Annotated in this window: 21 protein-coding genes; 13 read left to right on the plus strand and 8 right to left on the minus strand. The window is 51.5% G+C overall.

Going from position 1 to position 19,117, the window contains the following annotated elements; genetic code table 11:
- Nucleotides 1-25: 25 nt before the first annotated feature.
- Both PG1C_RS01595 and PG1C_RS01600 read right to left on the minus strand, forming a co-directional pair.
- Nucleotides 26-559: a TlpA family protein disulfide reductase gene (locus PG1C_RS01595; RefSeq protein WP_202635704.1), complete on the minus strand. Its 534-nt coding sequence runs from the start codon at nucleotides 557-559 to the stop codon at nucleotides 26-28.
- Nucleotides 560-588: 29 nt separating this feature from the next.
- Nucleotides 589-1,179 (minus strand): hypothetical protein, encoded by a 591-nt coding sequence (locus tag PG1C_RS01600; protein ID WP_202635705.1) that lies wholly within the window; start codon nucleotides 1,177-1,179, stop codon nucleotides 589-591.
- Between the two features lie 89 nt (nucleotides 1,180-1,268).
- Between PG1C_RS01600 and mpl the strand changes: the two genes are divergently transcribed.
- The 6 genes from mpl (at nucleotide 1,269) to PG1C_RS01630 (ending at nucleotide 7,594) form a co-directional block, all read left to right on the plus strand.
- The gene (gene mpl / locus PG1C_RS01605) at nucleotides 1,269-2,651 is read left to right on the plus strand and encodes a UDP-N-acetylmuramate:L-alanyl-gamma-D-glutamyl-meso-diaminopimelate ligase (protein ID WP_202635706.1); all 1,383 of its coding nucleotides are present in this window, start codon (nucleotides 1,269-1,271) and stop codon (nucleotides 2,649-2,651) included.
- 364 nt (nucleotides 2,652-3,015) lie between these two features.
- On the plus strand, nucleotides 3,016-4,098 hold the full coding sequence (coxB, locus tag PG1C_RS01610; protein ID WP_237218245.1) for a cytochrome c oxidase subunit II: 1,083 nt from the start codon (nucleotides 3,016-3,018) through the stop codon (nucleotides 4,096-4,098).
- 75 nt (nucleotides 4,099-4,173) lie between these two features.
- Nucleotides 4,174-5,769, plus strand: a complete 1,596-nt coding sequence (gene ctaD, locus PG1C_RS01615) for a cytochrome c oxidase subunit I (RefSeq protein WP_202635707.1) — start codon at nucleotides 4,174-4,176, stop codon at nucleotides 5,767-5,769.
- 137 nt (nucleotides 5,770-5,906) lie between these two features.
- The gene (locus PG1C_RS01620; RefSeq protein ID WP_202635708.1) at nucleotides 5,907-6,488 is read left to right on the plus strand and encodes a cytochrome c oxidase assembly protein; all 582 of its coding nucleotides are present in this window, start codon (nucleotides 5,907-5,909) and stop codon (nucleotides 6,486-6,488) included.
- 2 nt (nucleotides 6,489-6,490) lie between these two features.
- Nucleotides 6,491-6,718: a DUF2970 domain-containing protein gene (locus PG1C_RS01625; protein ID WP_237218246.1), complete on the plus strand. Its 228-nt coding sequence runs from the start codon at nucleotides 6,491-6,493 to the stop codon at nucleotides 6,716-6,718.
- Between the two features lie 24 nt (nucleotides 6,719-6,742).
- On the plus strand, nucleotides 6,743-7,594 hold the full coding sequence (locus PG1C_RS01630) for a cytochrome c oxidase subunit 3 (RefSeq protein ID WP_202635710.1): 852 nt from the start codon (nucleotides 6,743-6,745) through the stop codon (nucleotides 7,592-7,594).
- A 102-nt stretch (nucleotides 7,595-7,696) separates the two neighbouring features.
- Here PG1C_RS01630 and PG1C_RS01635 read toward each other — a convergent pair whose 3' ends face one another.
- Nucleotides 7,697-7,891, minus strand: coding sequence for a twin transmembrane helix small protein (locus tag PG1C_RS01635; RefSeq protein ID WP_202635711.1), 195 nt, complete (start codon nucleotides 7,889-7,891; stop codon nucleotides 7,697-7,699).
- A gap of 115 nt (nucleotides 7,892-8,006) precedes the next feature.
- On the opposite strand from PG1C_RS01635, the gene PG1C_RS01640 reads away from it, so the two are divergent.
- The 4 genes from PG1C_RS01640 (at nucleotide 8,007) to PG1C_RS01655 (ending at nucleotide 10,802) form a co-directional block, all read left to right on the plus strand.
- Nucleotides 8,007-8,696, plus strand: coding sequence for an SURF1 family protein (locus tag PG1C_RS01640; RefSeq protein ID WP_202635712.1), 690 nt, complete (start codon nucleotides 8,007-8,009; stop codon nucleotides 8,694-8,696).
- A gap of 34 nt (nucleotides 8,697-8,730) precedes the next feature.
- Nucleotides 8,731-9,297: a hypothetical protein gene (locus PG1C_RS01645; protein ID WP_202635713.1), complete on the plus strand. Its 567-nt coding sequence runs from the start codon at nucleotides 8,731-8,733 to the stop codon at nucleotides 9,295-9,297.
- A 75-nt stretch (nucleotides 9,298-9,372) separates the two neighbouring features.
- Nucleotides 9,373-10,227, plus strand: a complete 855-nt coding sequence (cyoE, locus tag PG1C_RS01650) for a heme o synthase (RefSeq protein ID WP_202636873.1) — start codon at nucleotides 9,373-9,375, stop codon at nucleotides 10,225-10,227.
- A complete protein-coding gene (locus PG1C_RS01655) occupies nucleotides 10,227-10,802 on the plus strand; it encodes an SCO family protein (protein ID WP_202635714.1) in 576 nt (191 codons plus the stop codon). The genes cyoE and PG1C_RS01655 overlap by 1 nt, the downstream gene beginning before the upstream one ends.
- Before the next feature lie 76 nt (nucleotides 10,803-10,878).
- Here the strand turns inward: PG1C_RS01655 and rpoH are convergent, their stop codons facing one another.
- The 4 genes from rpoH to PG1C_RS01675 form a co-directional block, all read right to left on the minus strand.
- Entirely contained in the window at nucleotides 10,879-11,781 is a 903-nt protein-coding gene (rpoH, locus tag PG1C_RS01660) for an RNA polymerase sigma factor RpoH (protein ID WP_202635715.1), read from the minus strand.
- Nucleotides 11,782-11,881: 100 nt separating this feature from the next.
- A complete protein-coding gene (gene ftsX / locus PG1C_RS01665; protein ID WP_202635716.1) occupies nucleotides 11,882-12,781 on the minus strand; it encodes a permease-like cell division protein FtsX in 900 nt (299 codons plus the stop codon).
- A gap of 7 nt (nucleotides 12,782-12,788) precedes the next feature.
- Entirely contained in the window at nucleotides 12,789-13,436 is a 648-nt protein-coding gene (locus PG1C_RS01670) for a cell division ATP-binding protein FtsE (RefSeq protein WP_202635717.1), read from the minus strand.
- 235 nt (nucleotides 13,437-13,671) lie between these two features.
- A complete protein-coding gene (locus PG1C_RS01675) occupies nucleotides 13,672-14,913 on the minus strand; it encodes a polyhydroxyalkanoate depolymerase (protein ID WP_202635718.1) in 1,242 nt (413 codons plus the stop codon).
- A 215-nt stretch (nucleotides 14,914-15,128) separates the two neighbouring features.
- On the opposite strand from PG1C_RS01675, the gene PG1C_RS01680 reads away from it, so the two are divergent.
- Both PG1C_RS01680 and PG1C_RS01685 read left to right on the plus strand, forming a co-directional pair.
- Nucleotides 15,129-15,791 carry a glutathione S-transferase gene (locus PG1C_RS01680; protein WP_202635719.1) on the plus strand — a complete coding sequence of 221 codons (663 nt, stop codon included), beginning with the start codon at nucleotides 15,129-15,131 and terminating at the stop codon, nucleotides 15,789-15,791.
- A gap of 290 nt (nucleotides 15,792-16,081) precedes the next feature.
- The gene (locus PG1C_RS01685; protein ID WP_202635720.1) at nucleotides 16,082-16,429 is read left to right on the plus strand and encodes a cupin domain-containing protein; all 348 of its coding nucleotides are present in this window, start codon (nucleotides 16,082-16,084) and stop codon (nucleotides 16,427-16,429) included.
- A 71-nt stretch (nucleotides 16,430-16,500) separates the two neighbouring features.
- Here the strand turns inward: PG1C_RS01685 and ftsY are convergent, their stop codons facing one another.
- Complete coding sequence (ftsY, locus tag PG1C_RS01690; RefSeq protein ID WP_202635721.1) at nucleotides 16,501-17,586, minus strand: signal recognition particle-docking protein FtsY; 1,086 nt, start codon at nucleotides 17,584-17,586, stop codon at nucleotides 16,501-16,503.
- A 108-nt stretch (nucleotides 17,587-17,694) separates the two neighbouring features.
- On the opposite strand from ftsY, the gene PG1C_RS01695 reads away from it, so the two are divergent.
- On the plus strand, nucleotides 17,695-19,080 hold the full coding sequence (locus PG1C_RS01695; protein ID WP_202635722.1) for a M16 family metallopeptidase: 1,386 nt from the start codon (nucleotides 17,695-17,697) through the stop codon (nucleotides 19,078-19,080).
- Nucleotides 19,081-19,117 lie beyond the last annotated feature (37 nt).

The following is a 19,117-nucleotide window of genomic DNA, read 5'->3' on the forward strand; positions in this document are numbered from 1 at the left end:
CGCAAATGACTACCGTTTGTCTAGTCTATTGTTTAAGTAAAGCGTTCAGGCGAGCCTCAAGTTCGTCTTCGCTGAAACGCCCGATCTTGACAGAATCAAGCTGTCCTTGGCGCGTAATGAGGACGGTAAACGGGAGTGCTTGCGACATATTTCCGAGGGCCTCACTCAGGCTCATGGCGTCCGGTGAGCCCATCAGCAGCGGGTAGGTTATTTTTTCAATTGACTGATATTCGCGCACCTTATCCACGCTATCAATGCTGATGCCAACAAATTGCAGACCTTTGTCTTTATATTTTGTTTGCAAGTTGGAGAACATCGGCATTTCTTCGCGACAGGGTGGGCACCAAGTAGCCCAGAAATTAATTACGAGTACCTTGCCGTGCCAAGCGGCCAGGGTTTGCCATTGACCTTCAGTGCTTGCAAAGGATGTGCGCAGTAAACTGTTGACCACGGGCTGCGTTGAGGTCCCTGAAGGTTGCCGTGAGGGGTCAGGCGCGTGCCGTTCGCGACTAATCAAATAACCAGAGCTGCCTGCAGCGATGGCAATTACTGCCAGCAATAGAAAGCGAACCAGTCGATTTTGCATGATTAAACTACCCCGTAATCAGAAGGTGCCATTGGCTGAGGTTCAGCGGTTGGCGAGTTAGCTAAAAGTGTTTTTACTTCTGACATGGCAGCGCTGGGCGCTGCGCCATGCCTTCTTTGGCCTGAAAAAACATCCACCAGAACTAGGGTGTCATCAATATCTAAAACAAACCGATCTTCCGGGCCTCTAGGGTTTTGGTGCAGGAGGGGTTCAGTATCGAAGGTGATTTGGTTGGTCAGTAGCCAGATTTCTACATCTTTGCTGCTGTCAGCTACTAACTGCAGGTGAATGGGCGAATAACGAGCTGCTGTGCCATCCAGTACGGCACCCGTCAGGCGGGGTTGAAATTCATTCAATAATTGCATGGCGCGCAGGGCTGTTTGGCGCAGCGCTTGCAAGCGATCGTTTTGTTCATCTTCCTGGTAAATCAATTGGTACGCACGAAGTTCGATTTGCACTTCTTCATTGGTAGGCAGGCCTTCGCCATTTTCTGCGCCAAGGCTACGAGCAGCTTTGCGTTTCGCTGCGGCGTAATCGGTTAATCCATCCTCAGCCATCAAGCGTGCAGCAGCAATGGCGATCGCACGACGCAAATGGCGAGAATCGGCAGGTGCAGGCTTACGACGCGGCATAAGAAGGCCAAGGGTTAGAATTCGCAGATATTATTTCACGGAACGGCTGTATGCATATTCATATTCTTGGCATCGGTGGCACCTTTATGGGTGGGGTCGCTTTGTTGGCAAGGGCAGCCGGGCATCGCGTGACAGGCTGTGACGCGAATGTGTACCCTCCGATGAGTACGCAATTAGTCGATCAAGGCATTGCGCTGACAGAAGGGTTTAGCGCGGACCAACTAGATTTAAACCCTGATCTTTATGTCATTGGCAATGCAGTTTCGCGTGGCAATCCGTTGCTGGAGGCTTTGCTTGACCGCAATTTGCCTTACGTGTCAGGCCCCCAGTGGCTGGCCGATAATATTTTGCGTGACCGTTGGGTAATTGGTGTTGCGGGCACGCACGGCAAAACGACGACAACATCAATTCTCACGTGGATTCTGGAAGTCGCGGGACTCAACCCTTCATTTCTTATCGGCGGTGTACCGGCTAATTTTGGTGTGTCGGCACGACTCACCGATTCCCCATTTTTTGTCATTGAGGCCGATGAATACGATACGGCATTTTGTGACAAGCGATCCAAGTTTGTGCATTACCACCCACGCACGGTGATTCTGAACAACCTTGAATTTGATCATGCTGATATTTTTGCGGATCTTGCTGCGATCGAGACCCAGTTTCACCATTTGGTGCGCACGGTGCCGGGTAATGGGTTGATTGTGGTAAATCGGGATGACGATACGCTAGCGCGGGTGCTCTCTCGTGGGTGCTGGACACCTGTGGAATGGTTTAACGATATGCAAGGCGATGGATGGCATGCGAGTGAGGCCGGGAGTGCTCGCTCAAGTGAGGTTGTTGCCGACAGCGGCTTTGATGTGTTTCTCGCGGGTAAACTGCAAGGATGTGTCCCTGCGTTTGCCTTGCCCGGAAGGCACAACCGTGCCAATGCGCTAGCCGCCCTTGCAGGGGTGCGCCATGCGGGCGTTCCTGTCGATGTTGGCTTGCAGGCCCTGGCAACGTTTCAAGGGGTAAAACGACGGTTAGAGATTCGTGGTGTTGTCCGCGGCGTTACGGTTATTGACGATTTTGCACACCATCCCACGGCAATTCGCGCCACTTTGGAGGGTTTGCGGCAGCGCGTAGGCTCGGCGCGCATTCTCGCTGTGCTCGAACCCCGCTCAAACACCATGAAGCTCGGTACGATGTCGGCGCAATTGTCGGGTAGCCTTGAAGGTGCCGACCAGATTTTTTGCTATGCACATAAGCTGGGCTGGGATGTGGGCGCGGCGTTGGCACCGCTTGGTAGCAAAGCGCAATGTTTTGAGGATATCGAGCAACTTGTTTTATCCGTTGTTGCTAGCGCGCGCGAAGATGATTGTGTTTTAGTCATGAGTAACGGAGGGTTTGCTGGTGTGCATGATCGCCTGCTGCAGGCGCTCGGTAATCCGTAGGCGAAAAAAACAGTAACTCAGCAAGGATAAACACGTCGTTACCGCGAAGAAAGTGTTTTGACAGGATAATTTGTGTGCCCCACTGGGCAAGCTAGAAAGCCATGATAAACTGCGCACCAATTTTTTGGGATTGATCTGTGTCAAAAACCGTTGCCACAATAGTTAAATAACTTAACGCATAGTTTTTGATAACAAATTAAAAGTATTTGCGCCAGATGGACGGCGAGTTTTTGTTCTTAATGATTGAGGCGGTATTTAACTTACTGTTTCAAAAAGGTTTGTTCTTGATATAAGAGGTTTAAAGATGACCAGAGCAGCGCAAAAGGTGGGGGTGTCACGTCTGGCCGGTGGGATGATGTTAGCCATGCTGACGCAAATCGCAAATGCGGCTTACCAGGTTAACTTTCAGGAGCCAGCGACCAAGCTGGCCCAGACGGTGTACGACCTGCACATGATGATGATGTATGTCTGTGGTGCTATTTTTGTCGGTGTTTTCGGTGTGATGTTCTACTCCATCGTGAGGCATCGCAAGGCGCCAGGTCGAGTTGCTGCCACTTTTCACGAAAATACCACGGTGGAAATTCTGTGGACGGTTATCCCAACGATTATTTTGCTCTTCATCGTGTGGCCCGTTACCAAAACCGTGGTTGCCATGCGTGATGCAACGAGCGCTGATATTACTATCAAGGCAACCGGGTATCAGTGGAAATGGGGTTACGACTATATTAAAGGAGAAGGCGAGGGCATCAAGTTTAAGAGCGTGCTCTCAACGCCGCGTGAGCAGATTGAAGGCAAGGCGCCCAAAGGTGAACATTACTTGCTCGAAGTGGATAACCATGTCGTCGTGCCCGTAGGGAAAAAGATCCGTATTTTGACGACCGCCGAAGATGTGATCCACTCTTGGTTCGTGCCTGCATTTGCAGTGAAGCAGGACGCTATCCCCGGATTTATTCGTGATACATCATTTCGCGCTGAACGTGAAGGCACCTTTCGTGGTCAATGTGCCGAGCTGTGCGGTAAAGATCATGGTTTTATGCCCATCGTAGTTGACGTCGTTTCTGCAGATAAGTACAGCGACTGGGTCGCTGAACAAAAAACCAAAATGGCAGCAGTGGCTGATGATCCGGCAAAGGTGTGGACCATGGATGAATTGAAGACCCGTGGCGAATCGGTGTATGCGCAAAATTGCGCTGCCTGCCATCAGCCAACGGGTAAAGGTTTACCGCCAGCGTTCCCGGCGCTGGATGGGTCGAAAATCGCCACAGGGCCCAAGGAAGGACACTTGGATCGTGTTCTGAACGGCAAGGCAGGTACGGCAATGGCGGCATTCGGCAAACAACTCTCAGATGTGGAGATTGCAGCTGTCGTGACCTATGAACGAAATGCATGGGGCAACAAGGTCGGCGACATGGTTCAACCATCAGAAGTCAAGGCGTTGCGGCAGTGATTGTACGCCTGGCAAAAATATGATACCAAAGGTCCATGAAGGTCCATGCTTAATCAGGAAGATCAGGAGAATCGCATGAATACAGCAACAACAACCGCGAACGGGCACAGCGTCGGCCATGATGACCATGGGCATCACCCCACTGGGTTGATGCGCTGGATAACAACAACCAACCACAAAGATATCGGCACGATGTATCTGTGGTTTAGTTTCGCCATGTTTTTGGTGGGTGGCTGTATGGCGCTCACCATTCGCTCCGAACTTTTTCAGCCGGGCCTGCAAATTGTCCGTCCAGAATTCTTTAACCAGCTAACAACCTTGCACGGTCTTATCATGGTTTTCGGTGCGATTATGCCCGCGTTTGTGGGCTTCGCTAACTGGATGCTGCCGTTACAAATCGGCGCATCGGATATGGCGTTTGGGCGCATGAATAACCTGAGTTTCTGGCTGTTGCCGCCCGCAGCCCTATTGTTGACAACCTCGCTGTTTGTGCCCGGTGGTGCTGCTGCGGCCGGATGGACTCTTTATCCCCCGCTGACCATACAGCTGGGAATGGGGATGGATATGGCAATTTTCGCCATTCACATTCTTGGCATTTCGTCGATTATGGGTTCGATCAACATTATCACAACTATTTTTAATCTCCGAGCCCCGGGCATGACACTGATGAAAATGCCACTGTTTTGCTGGACATGGCTGGTGACTGCGTTTTTGATTATCGCCGTGATGCCTGTATTTGCTGGAGCGGTCACCATGTTGCTGACAGATCGCCATTTTGGAACAAGTTTTTTCAGTGCAGCAGGTGGTGGCGATCCTGTTTTGTATCAGCATATTTTCTGGTTTTTTGGACATCCAGAAGTCTATATTGTCATTATTCCCGGCTTTGGTATTGTTTCCCATGTGATTTCCACATTCTCTCGTAAGCCGCTGTTTGGTTATGCCTCGATGGTGTACGCGGTGGCTGCGATTGGAATTCTTTCTTTCACTGTGTGGGCGCATCATATGTACACCACGGGCATGCCCGTGACAGCACAGCTTTACTTCATGTATGCCACGATGTTCATTGCAGTACCGACGGGTGTAAAAATTTTCAACTGGACTGCAACCATGTGGCGTGGTTCGTTGAGTTTTGAGACGCCGATGTTATTTGCAATTGGTTTTATCTTTCTCTTCACCATCGGTGGCTTTTCAGGGCTGGTTCTGGCGATGGCGGCGGTTGATGTACAGATGCAAGATACGTACTACGTCGTAGCTCATTTCCATTACACCATGGTGGCTGGCGCGTTGTTTTCTGCTTTTGCCGGTGCTTATTACTGGCTACCAAAGTGGACGGGACATATGTACAACGAAAAATTGGGTCAACTGCATTTTTGGCTTACCTTCATCTTCTTCAACATGACATTTTTCGTCCAGCACTTTCTTGGTCTTGCTGGTATGCCACGTCGTATTCCTGACTATGCGGTGCAGTTTACTGACTTCAATCAAATTTCAACGATTGGTGCATTTGGCCTCGGTTTATCGCAGTTGCTCTTTTTGTACGTTGTGATTACCTGTATCAAAGGTGGCCCTAAAGCGCCTGCCAAGCCGTGGGAAGGCGCAGAAGGACTAGAGTGGGATGTTCCTTCTCCAGCGCCGTATCACACGTGGGAAGTGCAGCCGATCGTAAAATAAAGTGATTGCGTGGAATAGCCCAATACAATGTTTACCTCTAAGGTGAAAACCAAAAATTTGCGTACAGCAATAGTCCTTGCTGTTTTGGCGGCTTTTGTGTTTTTTGGGTTTATTGCGCAGAGCTGGTATCTAACCCGTTGAAGAAAAGCCTTTCATCTGCCAGTCGTAATCTGCGAACGTTGCTTAAATTAGCAACGTTTTCGGTCGCTATGTTCGGGTTTGGTTATGCCTTGATACCACTCTATCCGGTCGTTTGTGTCGCTCTGGGTATTAACCAGACTGGCGTGGATGACCGGCCAGTTAATACGCAAGTGGATACTTCGCGGGTTGTCACTGTTGAGTTTGATACCAATCTGCATAATATGGCGTGGAAGTTTAAGCCGCTGGAAGGTCATCTTTCTGTCCATCCCGGCCAGCTTGCTCAGGTGATGTTTGAGGTTGTTAACATGCGTGGTGTGTCGGTTACCGGGCAAGCCATTCCCAGCTATGGTCCGCCACTCGCAGCGCAATACTTTCACAAACTGGAATGCTTTTGTTTTAACAAACAAACACTTGCACCGGGTGAAACTCGGCAAATGCCTGTTGTTTTTGTTGTTGACCCTGCGCTGCCCAAAGAGATTGCAACAATTACACTCTCTTATACGTTCTTTGAGGTTGAGGGCAACCGGCGAGCAGAAAGCAACGCTGGTTATGTAGGTAAAGTGAAAGGTGGCGTATGAGCTTGGATGCGAAAACTGAAAACCCCCCCCAAGCCGGGTTTTTTACAATTGTAAGCGCAGTTTTTTGGTCGTTTCTTGGAATCCGCCGCCGCCAAGATTATGAGTCTGATGCTGCAAGTATTTCATTAAAGCAGGTTGTAGTTGCCGGGATCATTGGTGGAATTATTTTTGTGGTTGGCGTTGTGGTGCTGGTCAAAGTAATTTTGGCTAATATCGGGACAACTGCTTGAAAAGATTTTGAAGGGAGATTATTGATGTCTACACATGAAGAGAGTTATTACTATGTTCCAGGGCCATCAGCTTGGCCACTGGTTGGTTCATTTGCCCTGCTATTGATGGCTGCCGGAGCTGTTATGGTTATGAACAAGGTGGGTCCGGGCATGCCAACGCTGCTAACTGGCCTGGCCGTGCTGCTTTATATGATGTATGGTTGGTTCAGAAAGGTTGTTGGAGAATCACAGGCCGGTGAGTACAACAAGCGTGTTGATGGCTCTTTTCGCTGGGGAATGGGCTGGTTTATCTTCTCAGAAGTCATGTTTTTCTCTGCATTTTTTGGTGCCCTTTTTTACATTCGTGTTATCTCGGTTCCTGATCTGGCGAGTGTAGATAATGCGTTAATTTGGCCTGGTTTTAAAAACGTATGGCCTAGCGCGGGGCCTGGTTTTAAAGATCAATGGGAAGCCATGTTGCCATGGGGAATTCCTGCGATCAATACGCTCTTGCTGCTATCCTCAGGCGCAACGCTGACGTGGGCTCACTGGGGGCTTATGAAGAATCAACGTACACAGTTAAATATCGGTTTGTTTTTGACTGTTTTGCTTGGGTCAGTTTTTCTCTGGTTTCAGGTTACCGAATACTCTCATGCTTATCATGAGATGAACCTGAAGCTTTCTACGGGCGGCTATGGCAGTACGTTTTTTATGCTGACAGGGTTTCACGGCTTCCATGTCACTCTTGGCGCCATCATGCTGGCTGTGATATTGTTTCGTTCGCTTAAAGGCCACTTCACACCAGAACATCATTTTGCTTTTGAAGCAGTTGCTTGGTATTGGCACTTTGTTGACGTGGTTTGGTTATTTCTTTTTGTTGTTGTGTATTGGCTCTAAAAGAAACAGAAACGTTATAGCTGTCAGTTGCATTTAAAAATTGGCGCCCCTGGGAGGAGCGCCAATTTTTTCAGCCAGGCGAGTATCTTCGGGATGCTGTCGTTAGGAATGCTTGCCAACTATTCCGAAGTAGTGCGCTACCATCAGTAATGCAAATAGCGCTATAGATAGTGATATACGCAAGGTTAAAGCTTTTACGGTGCGGGTCGAACCGGCTCGATCCTGAAATAGGAAAAAGAGGGCAGAAAACAAGCTGGCGAAAATAGCGACTAGCATCAAGATCACAATAATTTTCATTTATGAGCACCAAAGAACATTTTCTCCAATAATCAAGAACAGTTTAATGGAAATAGTCTGAGTGTTTTAGATAATTTTGACGCTTGCTACCCTCTGTTTGATGTACCTACTCCGCTTGAAAAAAATTATACCCACCCTCGCCGCATTGCTGGTTATCTTAGTCACGGCCCGGTTAGGGTTTTGGCAACTGGATAGGGCGCATCAGCGCGATGCGCTTGAGGAAAAAATGCTTGCCGTTCGGAGCTCGCCTCCTATCATTCTCGGCCCTGCACTGATAGAAGCTAAAAGTCTCGATGCTTATCCGGCGATGGTACAGGGGGAATGGGTAAAAGAAAAAACGCTGTTTCTTGATAACCAAATTTATCAAGGTCAAGCGGGTTTTCAAGTGTTGATGCCCTTGCGAATTACCGGAAGCGATTGGTATGTCTTGGTAAATCGTGGCTGGATTCATGGCACGAACGACCGTAATCAGCTGCCACAAATAATTACCCCACCGGGTATCCAGACCATTAGCGGGATAATTCATGAACGGACACCCCGGGTTGGCTCAGTTGGCAAATTTGCCCGTAACGGGGCAATATGGAGCGAGGTAGAGCCGAGTCAATTTTCCGAATGGTCTGGTTTGCTTATTCAGCCATTAGTTCTATATCAAACCAGCACCGCACAAGACGGTCTGGTGCGGGATTGGCCGCATCCAGGTAGCGGAGCGGATCGAAATCGTGGCTACGCGCTACAATGGTTTTCCCTTGCGGTAACAACATTGATTTTCTGGGGCTATTATTTCTTGCGCAGAAAACCTGCATAGAAAGCGATGAGCGCCCTCCAACTAAAAACAAGAAATGACTAAAGCACAACGAACGCTGACGCTATTGTTTATCATTGGTACATTACCAGTGATAGCTTCCTATGGACTCTATCTATGGTGGAAGCCTTTATCACAAACCAATCATGGCGAGTTGTTGGAAACTCACCCCGCAGGATTACAGGAATTATGGCCAGAGGGAGCTAACTCTGGCAAAACGCTTGGCGAAGTGGTGCGAAAAAAATGGGTTTTCCTCACTGTGCAATCTGCAAACTGTGATGCTCGGTGCCAGCAAAAGTTGTATCTAATGCGTCAAATACGCACCGCCCAAAATGAAAATATGGAGCGCGTCGAGCGTGTATGGGTGATATTGGGTGAGGGTCAGCCTGATCCACAACTGTTAAAACTTCACCCGGGTCTTCATTTGACCCGAGTTACCGACCTGACCAAGCTTTCGCAGTTGCCGTTAAGTACAGATTCTGGCGCATTCATTTTCTTGATTGACCCCCTGGGCAATCTCGTCTTGCGTTACGATGATCGTTCGGAACCGAAAGGCATTCTCAAAGACCTCGGCCGCTTGTTGCGGTTTTCGGGACTGGGCTAGATTTTCCTGGTAATACAGATCATGACTACAGCTGCTCCGCTTCCTTCTATTTCGTCTGACGCTGGTTTTGGGTCGATGGCCAGCGACTATCTCACGCTCACCAAGCCGCGTGTGATCTCGTTAATTGTTTTCTGCGCCCTGATTGGCATGCTACTGGCGCCAAGCGAGAACTTGACTTTTTGGAGAGTCATTGCGGCCACCATCGGGATCGGCCTTGTTTCTGCTGCCGCAGCCGCTTTTAACTGTCTACTAGAGCTAAAAATCGATCAGCGTATGGCGCGTACGCGCAGTCGTCCCACAGCGCGAGGCGCTATTAGTGTCCGTGCTGCACTTGGGTGGTCCTCCGCTTTGGGTGCGATAGGGATGATTATCTTATTAGTATGGGTTAATGCCCTAACGGCGATATTGACACTCGCCACTTTTGTTGGCTATGCCCTGATTTACACCCTATTTCTAAAGCCGCGCACGCCGCAAAACATTGTGATTGGTGGTTTGTCAGGCGCAATGCCACCCGCCTTAGGTTGGGCGGCAATCACGAACTCTGTGCCGGCAGAAGCATGGGTACTGGTGCTCATTATTTTTATTTGGACGCCGCCCCATTTTTGGGCGCTAGCGCTTTATCGCACTGAAGAATACGCCGCAGCGGGTGTGCCTATGCTGCCTGTGACGCATGGCCCTGAATTCACTCGGCTACATGTTTTTCTATATACCATTTTGCTGACAGCAGTCACATTCATGCCTTTTATTATTGGCATGAGCGGGGTGGCTTATCTAATCAGCGCAGTTCTGCTGGACGCCATATTTCTGGTTTACTCTTGGAAAATATGGCGCAATTACAGTGATCTTTTGGCTAAAAAAACGTTTCGCTTTTCTATTATTTATCTATCAGCATTGTTTGCCGCACTATTGATAGATCACTACATCCGTTAATGCGACGTTTCATTCTTCTGCTTGCTGCTTTTCTGAGTGTGGGGTGTGACGCTCCTACCCACTTTAATGCAACTGATCTTACCGGTGGTTCGATCGGGGTGGATTTTGCTCTGCAAGACCAAAACGGCAAACAACGTCGACTGTCTGATTTTAAGGGTAAGGTTGCTATCGTTTTTTTTGGCTATACCCAATGTCCAGATGTATGCCCAACGACGCTCAGTTCTTTGCAAGAAACCTTGAAGCTATTAGGCCCCGAGGCCGATCGCTTGCAAGTTCTTTTTATAACGCTTGATCCAGAGCGCGATACAGCCGCGCTTCTAGCGCAGTATGTGTCTTCTTTTCACCCCTCTTTTCTGGGGTTGCGAGGGGGGGCTGCCGAAACGGAGGCAACTGCGCAGGCGTTTAAAGTGTTCTACAAAAAACAAGCAGGAACAACCCCGGGAAGTTATTCTATCGATCACTCGACCGGAAGCTACGTGTACGATCCACAAGGCCGATTGCGCTTGTATTTGAAATACGGAGAAACACCTCAACGCATTGCTGAGGATGTTAAAAAACTGTTGGCGGGGAAATAAAAAAGGCAGCGTGGCTGCATTTACTGGCCTGGTGCATTGAAAAGAATTTCAACTTTTTTCGCATAGCGATGCGGTTTTAAGCTGTTGCGAGCAATGAACCTTTCATTTTTTGTAGTGCTTTAGCTTCAATTTGACGGATACGCTCGGCCGAGACACCATACTCAGCTGCAAGCTCATGCAAGGTTGCGGCAGACTCTCCCTCGCGAACCAACCAACGGCGCTGAATAATTTCACGACTACGGTCATCAAGGCTGGCTAAAGCCCCTTGCAGCCCTTCTTCCTCTAAGTGATCAAGCTCTTTACGCTCAAGAATGGCTATCGGTTCGTTGCAGCTGTCCGCTGTCAGGTAGGCGATAGGGGCGAAACGATCTTCGTCCTCGTCAGAAGTCGGCTCTAGTGATACGTCGGTACCGGTGAAACGCGTTTCCATCTCGACAACTTCTTCCGGCTTTACGCCAAGTCGTTGAGCTATTGTATTAACGCCATCGACATCGAGTGTACCAAAATTTTGACGTGAGCCATCTTGTTGCGCTAATGATGCTTTGATACTGCGCAAGTTGAAAAACAGTTTTCGCTGTGCCTTGGTGGTGGCAATTTTAACGAGCCGCCAGTTTTTGAGAATGTATTCATGAATCTCGGCTTTGATCCAGTGCATAGCAAAAGAGACCAGCCGCACGCCGCGGTTCGGGTCGAAACGCTTCACCGCTTTCATCAAACCGATATTGCCTTCCTGAATCAAATCGGCGTGGGGTAAGCCATAGCCCAGATAACCACGGGCAATGGCGATGACCAAGCGCAGATGGGATGTGACCAATGCACGGGCAGCCTCAATATCCCCCTCGTCGGCAAAACGGCGTGCCAAGGCAAGCTCTTCAGTTTCACTGAGCATAGGCATGCGATTCGCGGCTGAGATATAAGCCTCGATACTCCCGCTACCGGAAATGGTTGGAAATTGCTTGTGTGATAACGCGTAACTCATGGTTCTGACTCCTGGGGAACTATATTAGCACTCCACGCGTGGGAGTGCCAATACCCATAAAAGTTCCATTTGCCATGGCCTTTAATGGGCTGCAGCGTACTTAAGGGTGGCGCAAATGTTGTCCAAGAGATAACAGAGCACCTAGCCAACCAAGTCCTGTAGCTGAACCAAGCAAAATCGCAGAGTCACCTAGACTCAAGGGTTGTAGAGCAAAGCTGAAATCATAGAGATGCAGCAGGTCACTCAGCGGGGCGCGCAGCCACCAGGCGGCAGCGGCGATGAGCAGCCACGCAGTGATACCGCCACCTAAACCCAGTAAAGCGCCAAAGTACAGAAAGGGACGGCGAATAAACCCATTGGTCGCGCCAAGCAGCTGGGATACCTCAATTTCAGCGCGGTGTGTCAGAACTTGCATGCGGATAATGTTGAAGGTGATAGCGATCAACCCTGTAGCCAATAGCCCTCCTAGCAGGATAATTACATTACGACCTAAGCGGAGCAACGCCTCCAGCCTTCGAGCCCAAGCAGAATCAAGCTGAACATGCGCCACCTTGGGCCACTGGCGAAACTCAGCGACGAGCGGATCAAGTGTTGTTGGCTGATCATCACGTGCCGTAACTATAAAAGCATCGGGAAAGGGGTTATCAGGCAATGCATCAATCACCTCACGCAAGCCTGCATTGGCTTTCATGCGTTGCAAGGTTTCTTCGCGAGGTAGAAATCGTTGCTGCTTTACGGCGGGATGTTTTTTTAAGCGTGCGCCGAGCTCGTTCGCCGCGTCGCGTCCAGCATCAGTTGCCATGAATACGGAAATCTGCGGAGTGGCTGACGTGTTGCCCGCAAGCTGCCGAGCATTGTCTAACAGCATCTGGCCGCCCGCAGGGAGGGCTAGCGCAATCCCAATAGCCAGCAGAGACAGCAGCGTTGTCAGCGGTGCAGAGATTAGCCGACGTAAAGCAATGCGCAGACCATGGCCATGTTGAATGAGCCAGATGTTCATTATGGATTCATGGCACCAAGTGCCCGTGGTCTAGGCGCAGCGTTCGCGCCTCTGGAAATAATTGGCCATCATAGGTTGCAATTAGCACAGTGACACCGGCGCGGTGAAACTCGTGAAAGATGCGTGCTACATCAGTCGCTGTTTCAGCGTCGAGGTGGGCAGTGGGTTCGTCGGCGAGCAGTAGCGCGGGGCGGCTAACTACCGCACGGGCGATGGCTAGTCGCTGCTGTTCACCGCCAGACAGCGCAATTGGTAGCGCTTTTTCGCGCGCGGCCAAGCCTACTTTATCCAGCGCAGCCCGTACGCGTTGTGTCGCTTCTTTGGGTGGGAAACCGGTAATGGCCAGTGGCAGCATGACATTCTCGAAAACCGAGCGATCAAAAAGCAGTTTTTGATCTTGCAATACGAGCCCCAGGCGTCGACGCAAAAAAGGCAAAGCCGAGCGCGCAAGCCCGCCGACATTTCGCCCACCGACCAGCACCGCGCCGGAAGTTGGTTGCTCGATCGCGGCAATGAGTTTAATCAACGTCGATTTGCCCGCCCCCGAGTGGCCGCTGACAACCAAAATTTCGCCTGCTGCCATTTCAAAGCTTAGCGTAGACAAGGCATCAATGCCGGGGGGATAACGTTTGGCAACGCGGTCAAAACGAATCATGTTTCGAGTGGGTTCTTGCGGAAACAGTCAGGTCTAGCGATCAAATTCAGGAGCATAGTTTATCGTCTACAGCGGTATCTCACACGGACACCTTGCCATCGTGCCAGTGGTGCTGGAGCTCGCTTATCCCCGCCCTTGCTTCGCGGCGTCTCATCCAGAAACGCCCAGAAACGGGTTCAAAGATTCAAACCAGCACGGACTTACTTTTGTGGTGCGTTTGGTTTGGAATAATTCGCTACTCGTCAAAATCGTGGATAAAGGCTCTTACGCGCGGGTAGATTTGTCGCTCCCAGCGCTTGCCATTGAACACGCCGTAATGGCCGGCACCGGGCTGGAGGTGATGCTGCTTGCGGTAGGGTGCGAGCTTACTGCACAGATCATGAGCCGACAGGGTTTGGCCAATAGAACAAATGTCGTCCTTCTCGCCTTCTATCGTGAACAAGGCCGTACGGCGGATTGCCGCAGGGTTCACCCGTGTGCCGCGGTATTCCAGTTTTCCTTGCGGCAACGCATGTTCCTGAAAGACGAAGCGTACGGTTTCAAGATAGAACTCAGCTGACATATCCATCATGGCTAGATATTCTGCGTAAAAATCCCTGATGCTTTCGGCCTTGGTGTGATCGCCGCTCACCCGGCTAGAGAACATGTTCCGAAAGGAATCCATATGCCGTTCGGCATTCATGCTCAAAAAAGCAGAGATCTGCATATAGCCCGGATACACGCGGCGCAAAGCGCCTTTATAGCGTAAGGGCACAAGACCGATCAGGTTCTGCTCAAACCACTCAATAGGTTTTTCCGTTGCCAGTTTGTTTACCACGCTTGGATTGATGCGGCAGTCAATTGGTCCGGCCATGAGTGTCATGCTGCGTGGCTGGTTGGGGCTTTGTGCTGCGGCCATGACGGCGACGGCCGCGAGCGTGCCTACCGTTGGCTGGCAAACAGAAACCAGATGTGTTTCCGGCCCCAGCCAGTCGATGAACCCGATCAGATGATCAATGAAGGCATCCATGCCGAAGGTACCCGCAGACAGTGGCACATCGCGGATGTTGTGCCAGTCGGTGATATATACGTCGTGATGTTGGAGCAACGTGCGTGCGGTGCTGGTCAGCAAAGTGGCAAAGTGGCCCGAGATAGGCGCGATCAGCAGCACTTTGGGGCCAGGGTTGGGCGTGTCTTTACAAAAATGCAGCAAAGTGGCGAAGGGCGTGACATGGGTCGCTTCTTCATGCACGGTGATTTTTTGCCCGTCAACCTCAATGGCGTCAATACCGAAACTTGGCCGTTCGTGCGTCAGACCAGCCAAGGCAACTGCCTCGCACATGGCGGTCAGTTTGCGCACGGTGCAGTTATCTGGCAGCCAGAACATTGTTTGGCGCAACCAGGGGGCCAGGGCACGGGCGGTGCTACGCGCGGGGTAGCTGGCGTCAAAAAGAGCCTGATATATCTGGTAGTGGGGCGCAGTTGCGGCAATCATCATGGATCCTTTCCGGATTAGGGGTGCTCTCCCAACAACAAGCAAGCTATGTGCATGATTTTCATTATCTCGGGAAAATCAAATCAAAATCCAGTACCTTGGTACGCACTTTGCTTTACTCTAGTCTGTAACAATACCACGTGGAAGAGATATTATCCCTTTAACAAGCCCCTAGCCTGATTGGTGGGGCTTCCCTCTTCTCAGCTACCGGAGTTCCCATGACCAAGACCAAAGCAAGTCTCACACTGAGCAGTAAAAATTATTCCTCATGGTCTCTGCGCGGCTGGCTGTTGGTTCGCTTTGCCGGGCTGCCGTTTACCGAGAAGCTGGTTGCAACTGACGATGCGTCGGCCAGGGCCGAGTTGTTGCTGCTCTCGCCTTCCGTTCTCGTACCACGCCTGGAGCACGATGGTATTTCTGTTTGGGACACGCTGGCCATTGCCGAATATTTAGACGAGATCAAGCCCGAGGCTGGCTTGCTGCCTGCCGATCAGGCCGCGCGTGCGCACTGCCGCTCAATCTGCGGTGAAATGCACTCCGGATTTTCCGCCCTGCGCTCGGCACTGCCAATGAATCTCAGTGCCAAAGTAAAAAACTTCACTGTCTGGTCGCGCGCTAAAGGCGATATCGAACGCATTACTGACATCTGGCGCGACTGCATCACCCGCTACGGCGGGCCCTGGTTGTTCGGGAACCGGCGCAGCATGGCTGATGCCATGTATGCGCCGGTGGTGACTCGTTTCCTGACCTACAACGTCGCACTCGACCCGGTTTGCGCCGCCTATTGTCAAACGGTGATGGCCATGCCTGAAATGCAGGAATGGATTACCGCTGCACAGTTTGAGCCGACCGACATTGAGGAACTTGAAGTCGAGTTTTGATAGTATCGGCGTACTATCCTAGTGCGCAAATCCCGCTTATACGCCAAAGTGGGAGGATTTAAAATTAGGAAAGATCCATTCTTGCGGTCATCCGGTTGCTGCTGCTCGCTAGCGAAGTGACGGATATTTATCAGACAAGTTGCCGATGAGGGGTTGTGCCTGTAAACTGAAAAAAGTCACTTTTTTTGTCCTGTGCCAACCGGTTATTCGAAATACCGCTTTCGCTGTCGATGGGCGCAATCCGTGCCGCCGAGCCCAACCATAGCGCAAGGCGCAAAGAAAGGTATCTTATGTCCGTACACGCTTGGCAAGTGTTTGACCTCGCTGATCTGAGAAAAAAAGTTGAAGGTACAGAGCCGCGTTTCATGGAGTTTTTGCGGTCTTCGCAAATGTCCTGCGCAATGTATCGACTGCCTGCTGGCGCACGGGATATGCAGGCGCCGCATCTGGAAGATGAAATTTACATCGTCCTTGACGGGCTTGCCCGGCTGCGTATGGGTGACGATGAGCGTGAAGTGCGACCCGGCATGGTGCTTTTTGTTAGTGCAACAACCGATCATTCCTTCTTCAATATTGAGGAAGATCTGACGCTGCTTGCCGTGTTCGGTCCTGCGTCTTTTCTGGAAGGTCTGCGCTGACTCGCTGCGAAAAGCCTGCTGGTGATACAACGATGCGCTTTAGGCGGCCCGTCTTTGCTCTTACCTCTTACTTACGCGGCGGTATTTTCCGGTCCCGTCAGTAGCGCCTCGACAAACTCACCCGCCCGGAACGGCTGCAAATCATCAATACCTTCGCCTACGCCAATGAAGCGTACAGGCTTGGGGCATTGCCGGGCGATGGCGGCCAGCACGCCGCCCTTGGCGGTACCGTCAAGTTTGGTGAGAACGAGGCCGGTGACCTGAATGGATTGATCGAACGCTTTGACCTGTTGCACAGCGTTTTGGCCGATGCTGGCATCCAGCACCAGTAATACTTCATGCGGGCCGGTGGCGTCGATTTTTTGAATGACGCGTCGCACCTTGGCAATTTCTTCCATCAGATGTAATTGTGTGGGCAGGCGGCCAGCGGTATCGGCCAAGACGACATCGATATTGCGCGCGCGTGCGGCGCTGATCGCGTCGAACACAACGGCGGCCGGGTCTCCCGATTCTTGCGCGATGACGGCAACGCCGTTGCGTTCGCCCCAGGCTTTGAGCTGCTCACGCGCTGCCGCGCGAAAGGTGTCGCCTGCGGCCAGTAATACGCTCTTGCCTTGGCTCTGCAAGTGTTTCGCCAATTTACCGATGGAGGTGGTTTTTCCCGCGCCGTTCACACCGGCAATCATCACGATGAAGGGCTTGTGGGCAGTCACATCCAGTGGCTGTTCCAGTGGCGCGAGCAGCGTCATCAGCCGGTCGGCCAGTACTTGCCGCAGTTGTGACGGGCTGTCGAGCTTGTTTTTCTTGACGGTTAATTTGAGTTCATCCAGCAACCACTGCGTCGCGTCGACGCCACAATCGGCGGTGAGTAAGGTGGTTTCAAGATCATCCAGCAGCGCCTCGTCAATTCGGCTACGGCTGAACAACTCTCCCAGCGGCGTGGTGAGTGCTGCGCGTGTGCGCGAGAGGCCCGCCTTGAGCCGATCACGCCATGAGGTGGACGCAGACGCTGCCTGTGGACCAGCCGGTGTCGCCGTGGGCGCGACAGCAGCTGCTGCTTCGTGGGCACTTGATGTGTTCGGGGCGTTCGATGCAGCGGACTCGCCCGGCACATTCCGTGAGGAGGGCGCATCCTTTTTTTTGAGGAAACTAAACATAGGCGTGAGATGTCAGAGGCGGAAGCGATAAGATGTCGCGCAGAAGTAATTTTAACAGAGCACCCTCTCTCGCATTGACCTTTCAGCGAATACCTACCGACTCCCACCATGAAATTTCCCATTTCCCTTGCAACCTTGTTGTTTGCCGCCGTCTTGCCAGCGCCGACTTTTGCTAATCCCCATCTCAATACATTTGAAACCACTTTGCCTAATGGGTTGCGTGTTATCGTCAAGGAAGACCACCGCGCGCCCACGGTAGTGCACATGGTTTGGTATCGTGTCGGCAGCATGGACGAAAAAGATGGCACATCGGGCGTTGCGCATGCGCTGGAACATTTGATGTTCAAAGGCACCAAGCGATTGCCGTCGGGCGAATTCAATCAGCGCGTTGCTGCCGCAGGCGGACAGGACAATGCCTTTACTTCCTACGATTACACCGCGTATTTTCAAATTGTGCCCAAGGGCGCATTACCCGAAATGATGCAGCTTGAAGCTGACCGAATGGCGAATCTGGCTTTTACCCCGGCGGAGTTTGCCTCCGAAATCAAAGTGGTGATGGAAGAGCGCCGTTTGCGCACAGACGACAATCCACAGGCGCAGGTGTTTGAGGCAGCGCGTGGTGCGGCGTTTCTGGCGCACCCCTATCGTCGCCCGATCATCGGCTGGATGAATGACCTGGAACACCTAACCTGGCAGGATGCGCATCATTGGTACACCCAGTGGTACACGCCGAGCAATGCCTATGTCGTGGTGGTGGGCGATGTCGATCACCGTGAGGTGTTCCGCTTGGCGCAAAAATATTACGGCGTGAACAAAGCCCATGCGCTGCCCGAACGTAAACCGCAGAACGAGCCAGAACAAAAAGGTTGGCGGCGTGTGAGCATCAAGGCACCTGCCAAGCTGCCCTACCTTTCCATGCTCTGGAAAGTACCCCGTCTGCGCGATGTGCATAAAGACCGCGACCCCTATGCGCTAGAAGTTCTGGCGGCGGTGCTTGATGGAAATGATGCCTCGCGGTTGGCTAAAAACCTGGTGCGGGGCACGCATATTGCGCAATCGGCCGGTGCGGGTTATGACGGCACGGTGCGCGGTGAAGCGACGTTCACTATGGATGGACAACCGGCCGAAGGGCGCAGCGTGGCCGAACTCGAAGCTGCCTTGCGTGCAGAAATCGCCCACATACAAGAGGCCGGTATCACGCCAGAAGAACTCGCCCGTGTGAAAACCCAGCTCATTGCCGGACAAACCTACAAGCGGGATTCGCTCATGGCGCAGGCGATGGAAATTGGCGGCGTGGAGGCCGTTGGTCTATCCTGGCGGGACATTGATCTCTTGGTTGATCAGATCAAAGGGGTTACCGTAGAAGAGGTGCAGGCCGTGGCTAAAAAATATTTCAAAGATGACACCTTGACCATCGCTGTGCTTGACCCCCAGCCAATGGATGCCGCTGATCCGAAGCAGCCATTAAGTCCTGCGGTCAAGACGCAGCATTAATCATGGCATCGGCCCGTTTGATAATCCTTGGTTGCAG

The organism is Rugosibacter aromaticivorans (assembly GCF_000934545.1).
GTDB lineage: Bacteria > Pseudomonadota > Gammaproteobacteria > Burkholderiales > Rhodocyclaceae > Rugosibacter > Rugosibacter aromaticivorans.

What these genes read in the sequence shown, in the direction of transcription:
- PG1C_RS01655 (WP_202635714.1), top strand. Translation starts at nt 10,227, where the DNA reads ATGCGACGTTTCATTCTTCTGCTTGCTGCTTTTCTGAGTGTGGGGTGT.
- ctaD (WP_202635707.1), top strand. Translation starts at nt 4,174, where the DNA reads ATGAATACAGCAACAACAACCGCGAACGGGCACAGCGTCGGCCATGAT.
- ftsX (WP_202635716.1), bottom strand. Translation starts at nt 12,781, where the DNA reads ATGAACATCTGGCTCATTCAACATGGCCATGGTCTGCGCATTGCTTTA.
- PG1C_RS01635 (WP_202635711.1), bottom strand. Translation starts at nt 7,891, where the DNA reads ATGAAAATTATTGTGATCTTGATGCTAGTCGCTATTTTCGCCAGCTTG.
- cyoE (WP_202636873.1), top strand. Translation starts at nt 9,373, where the DNA reads ATGGCCAGCGACTATCTCACGCTCACCAAGCCGCGTGTGATCTCGTTA.
- coxB (WP_237218245.1), top strand. Translation starts at nt 3,016, where the DNA reads ATGCTGACGCAAATCGCAAATGCGGCTTACCAGGTTAACTTTCAGGAG.
- PG1C_RS01645 (WP_202635713.1), top strand. Translation starts at nt 8,731, where the DNA reads ATGACTAAAGCACAACGAACGCTGACGCTATTGTTTATCATTGGTACA.
- ftsY (WP_202635721.1), bottom strand. Translation starts at nt 17,586, where the DNA reads ATGTTTAGTTTCCTCAAAAAAAAGGATGCGCCCTCCTCACGGAATGTG.
- PG1C_RS01630 (WP_202635710.1), top strand. Translation starts at nt 6,743, where the DNA reads ATGTCTACACATGAAGAGAGTTATTACTATGTTCCAGGGCCATCAGCT.
- PG1C_RS01685 (WP_202635720.1), top strand. Translation starts at nt 16,082, where the DNA reads ATGTCCGTACACGCTTGGCAAGTGTTTGACCTCGCTGATCTGAGAAAA.
- PG1C_RS01675 (WP_202635718.1), bottom strand. Translation starts at nt 14,913, where the DNA reads ATGATGATTGCCGCAACTGCGCCCCACTACCAGATATATCAGGCTCTT.
- rpoH (WP_202635715.1), bottom strand. Translation starts at nt 11,781, where the DNA reads ATGAGTTACGCGTTATCACACAAGCAATTTCCAACCATTTCCGGTAGC.
- PG1C_RS01670 (WP_202635717.1), bottom strand. Translation starts at nt 13,436, where the DNA reads ATGATTCGTTTTGACCGCGTTGCCAAACGTTATCCCCCCGGCATTGAT.
- mpl (WP_202635706.1), top strand. Translation starts at nt 1,269, where the DNA reads ATGCATATTCATATTCTTGGCATCGGTGGCACCTTTATGGGTGGGGTC.
- PG1C_RS01680 (WP_202635719.1), top strand. Translation starts at nt 15,129, where the DNA reads ATGACCAAGACCAAAGCAAGTCTCACACTGAGCAGTAAAAATTATTCC.
- PG1C_RS01695 (WP_202635722.1), top strand. Translation starts at nt 17,695, where the DNA reads ATGAAATTTCCCATTTCCCTTGCAACCTTGTTGTTTGCCGCCGTCTTG.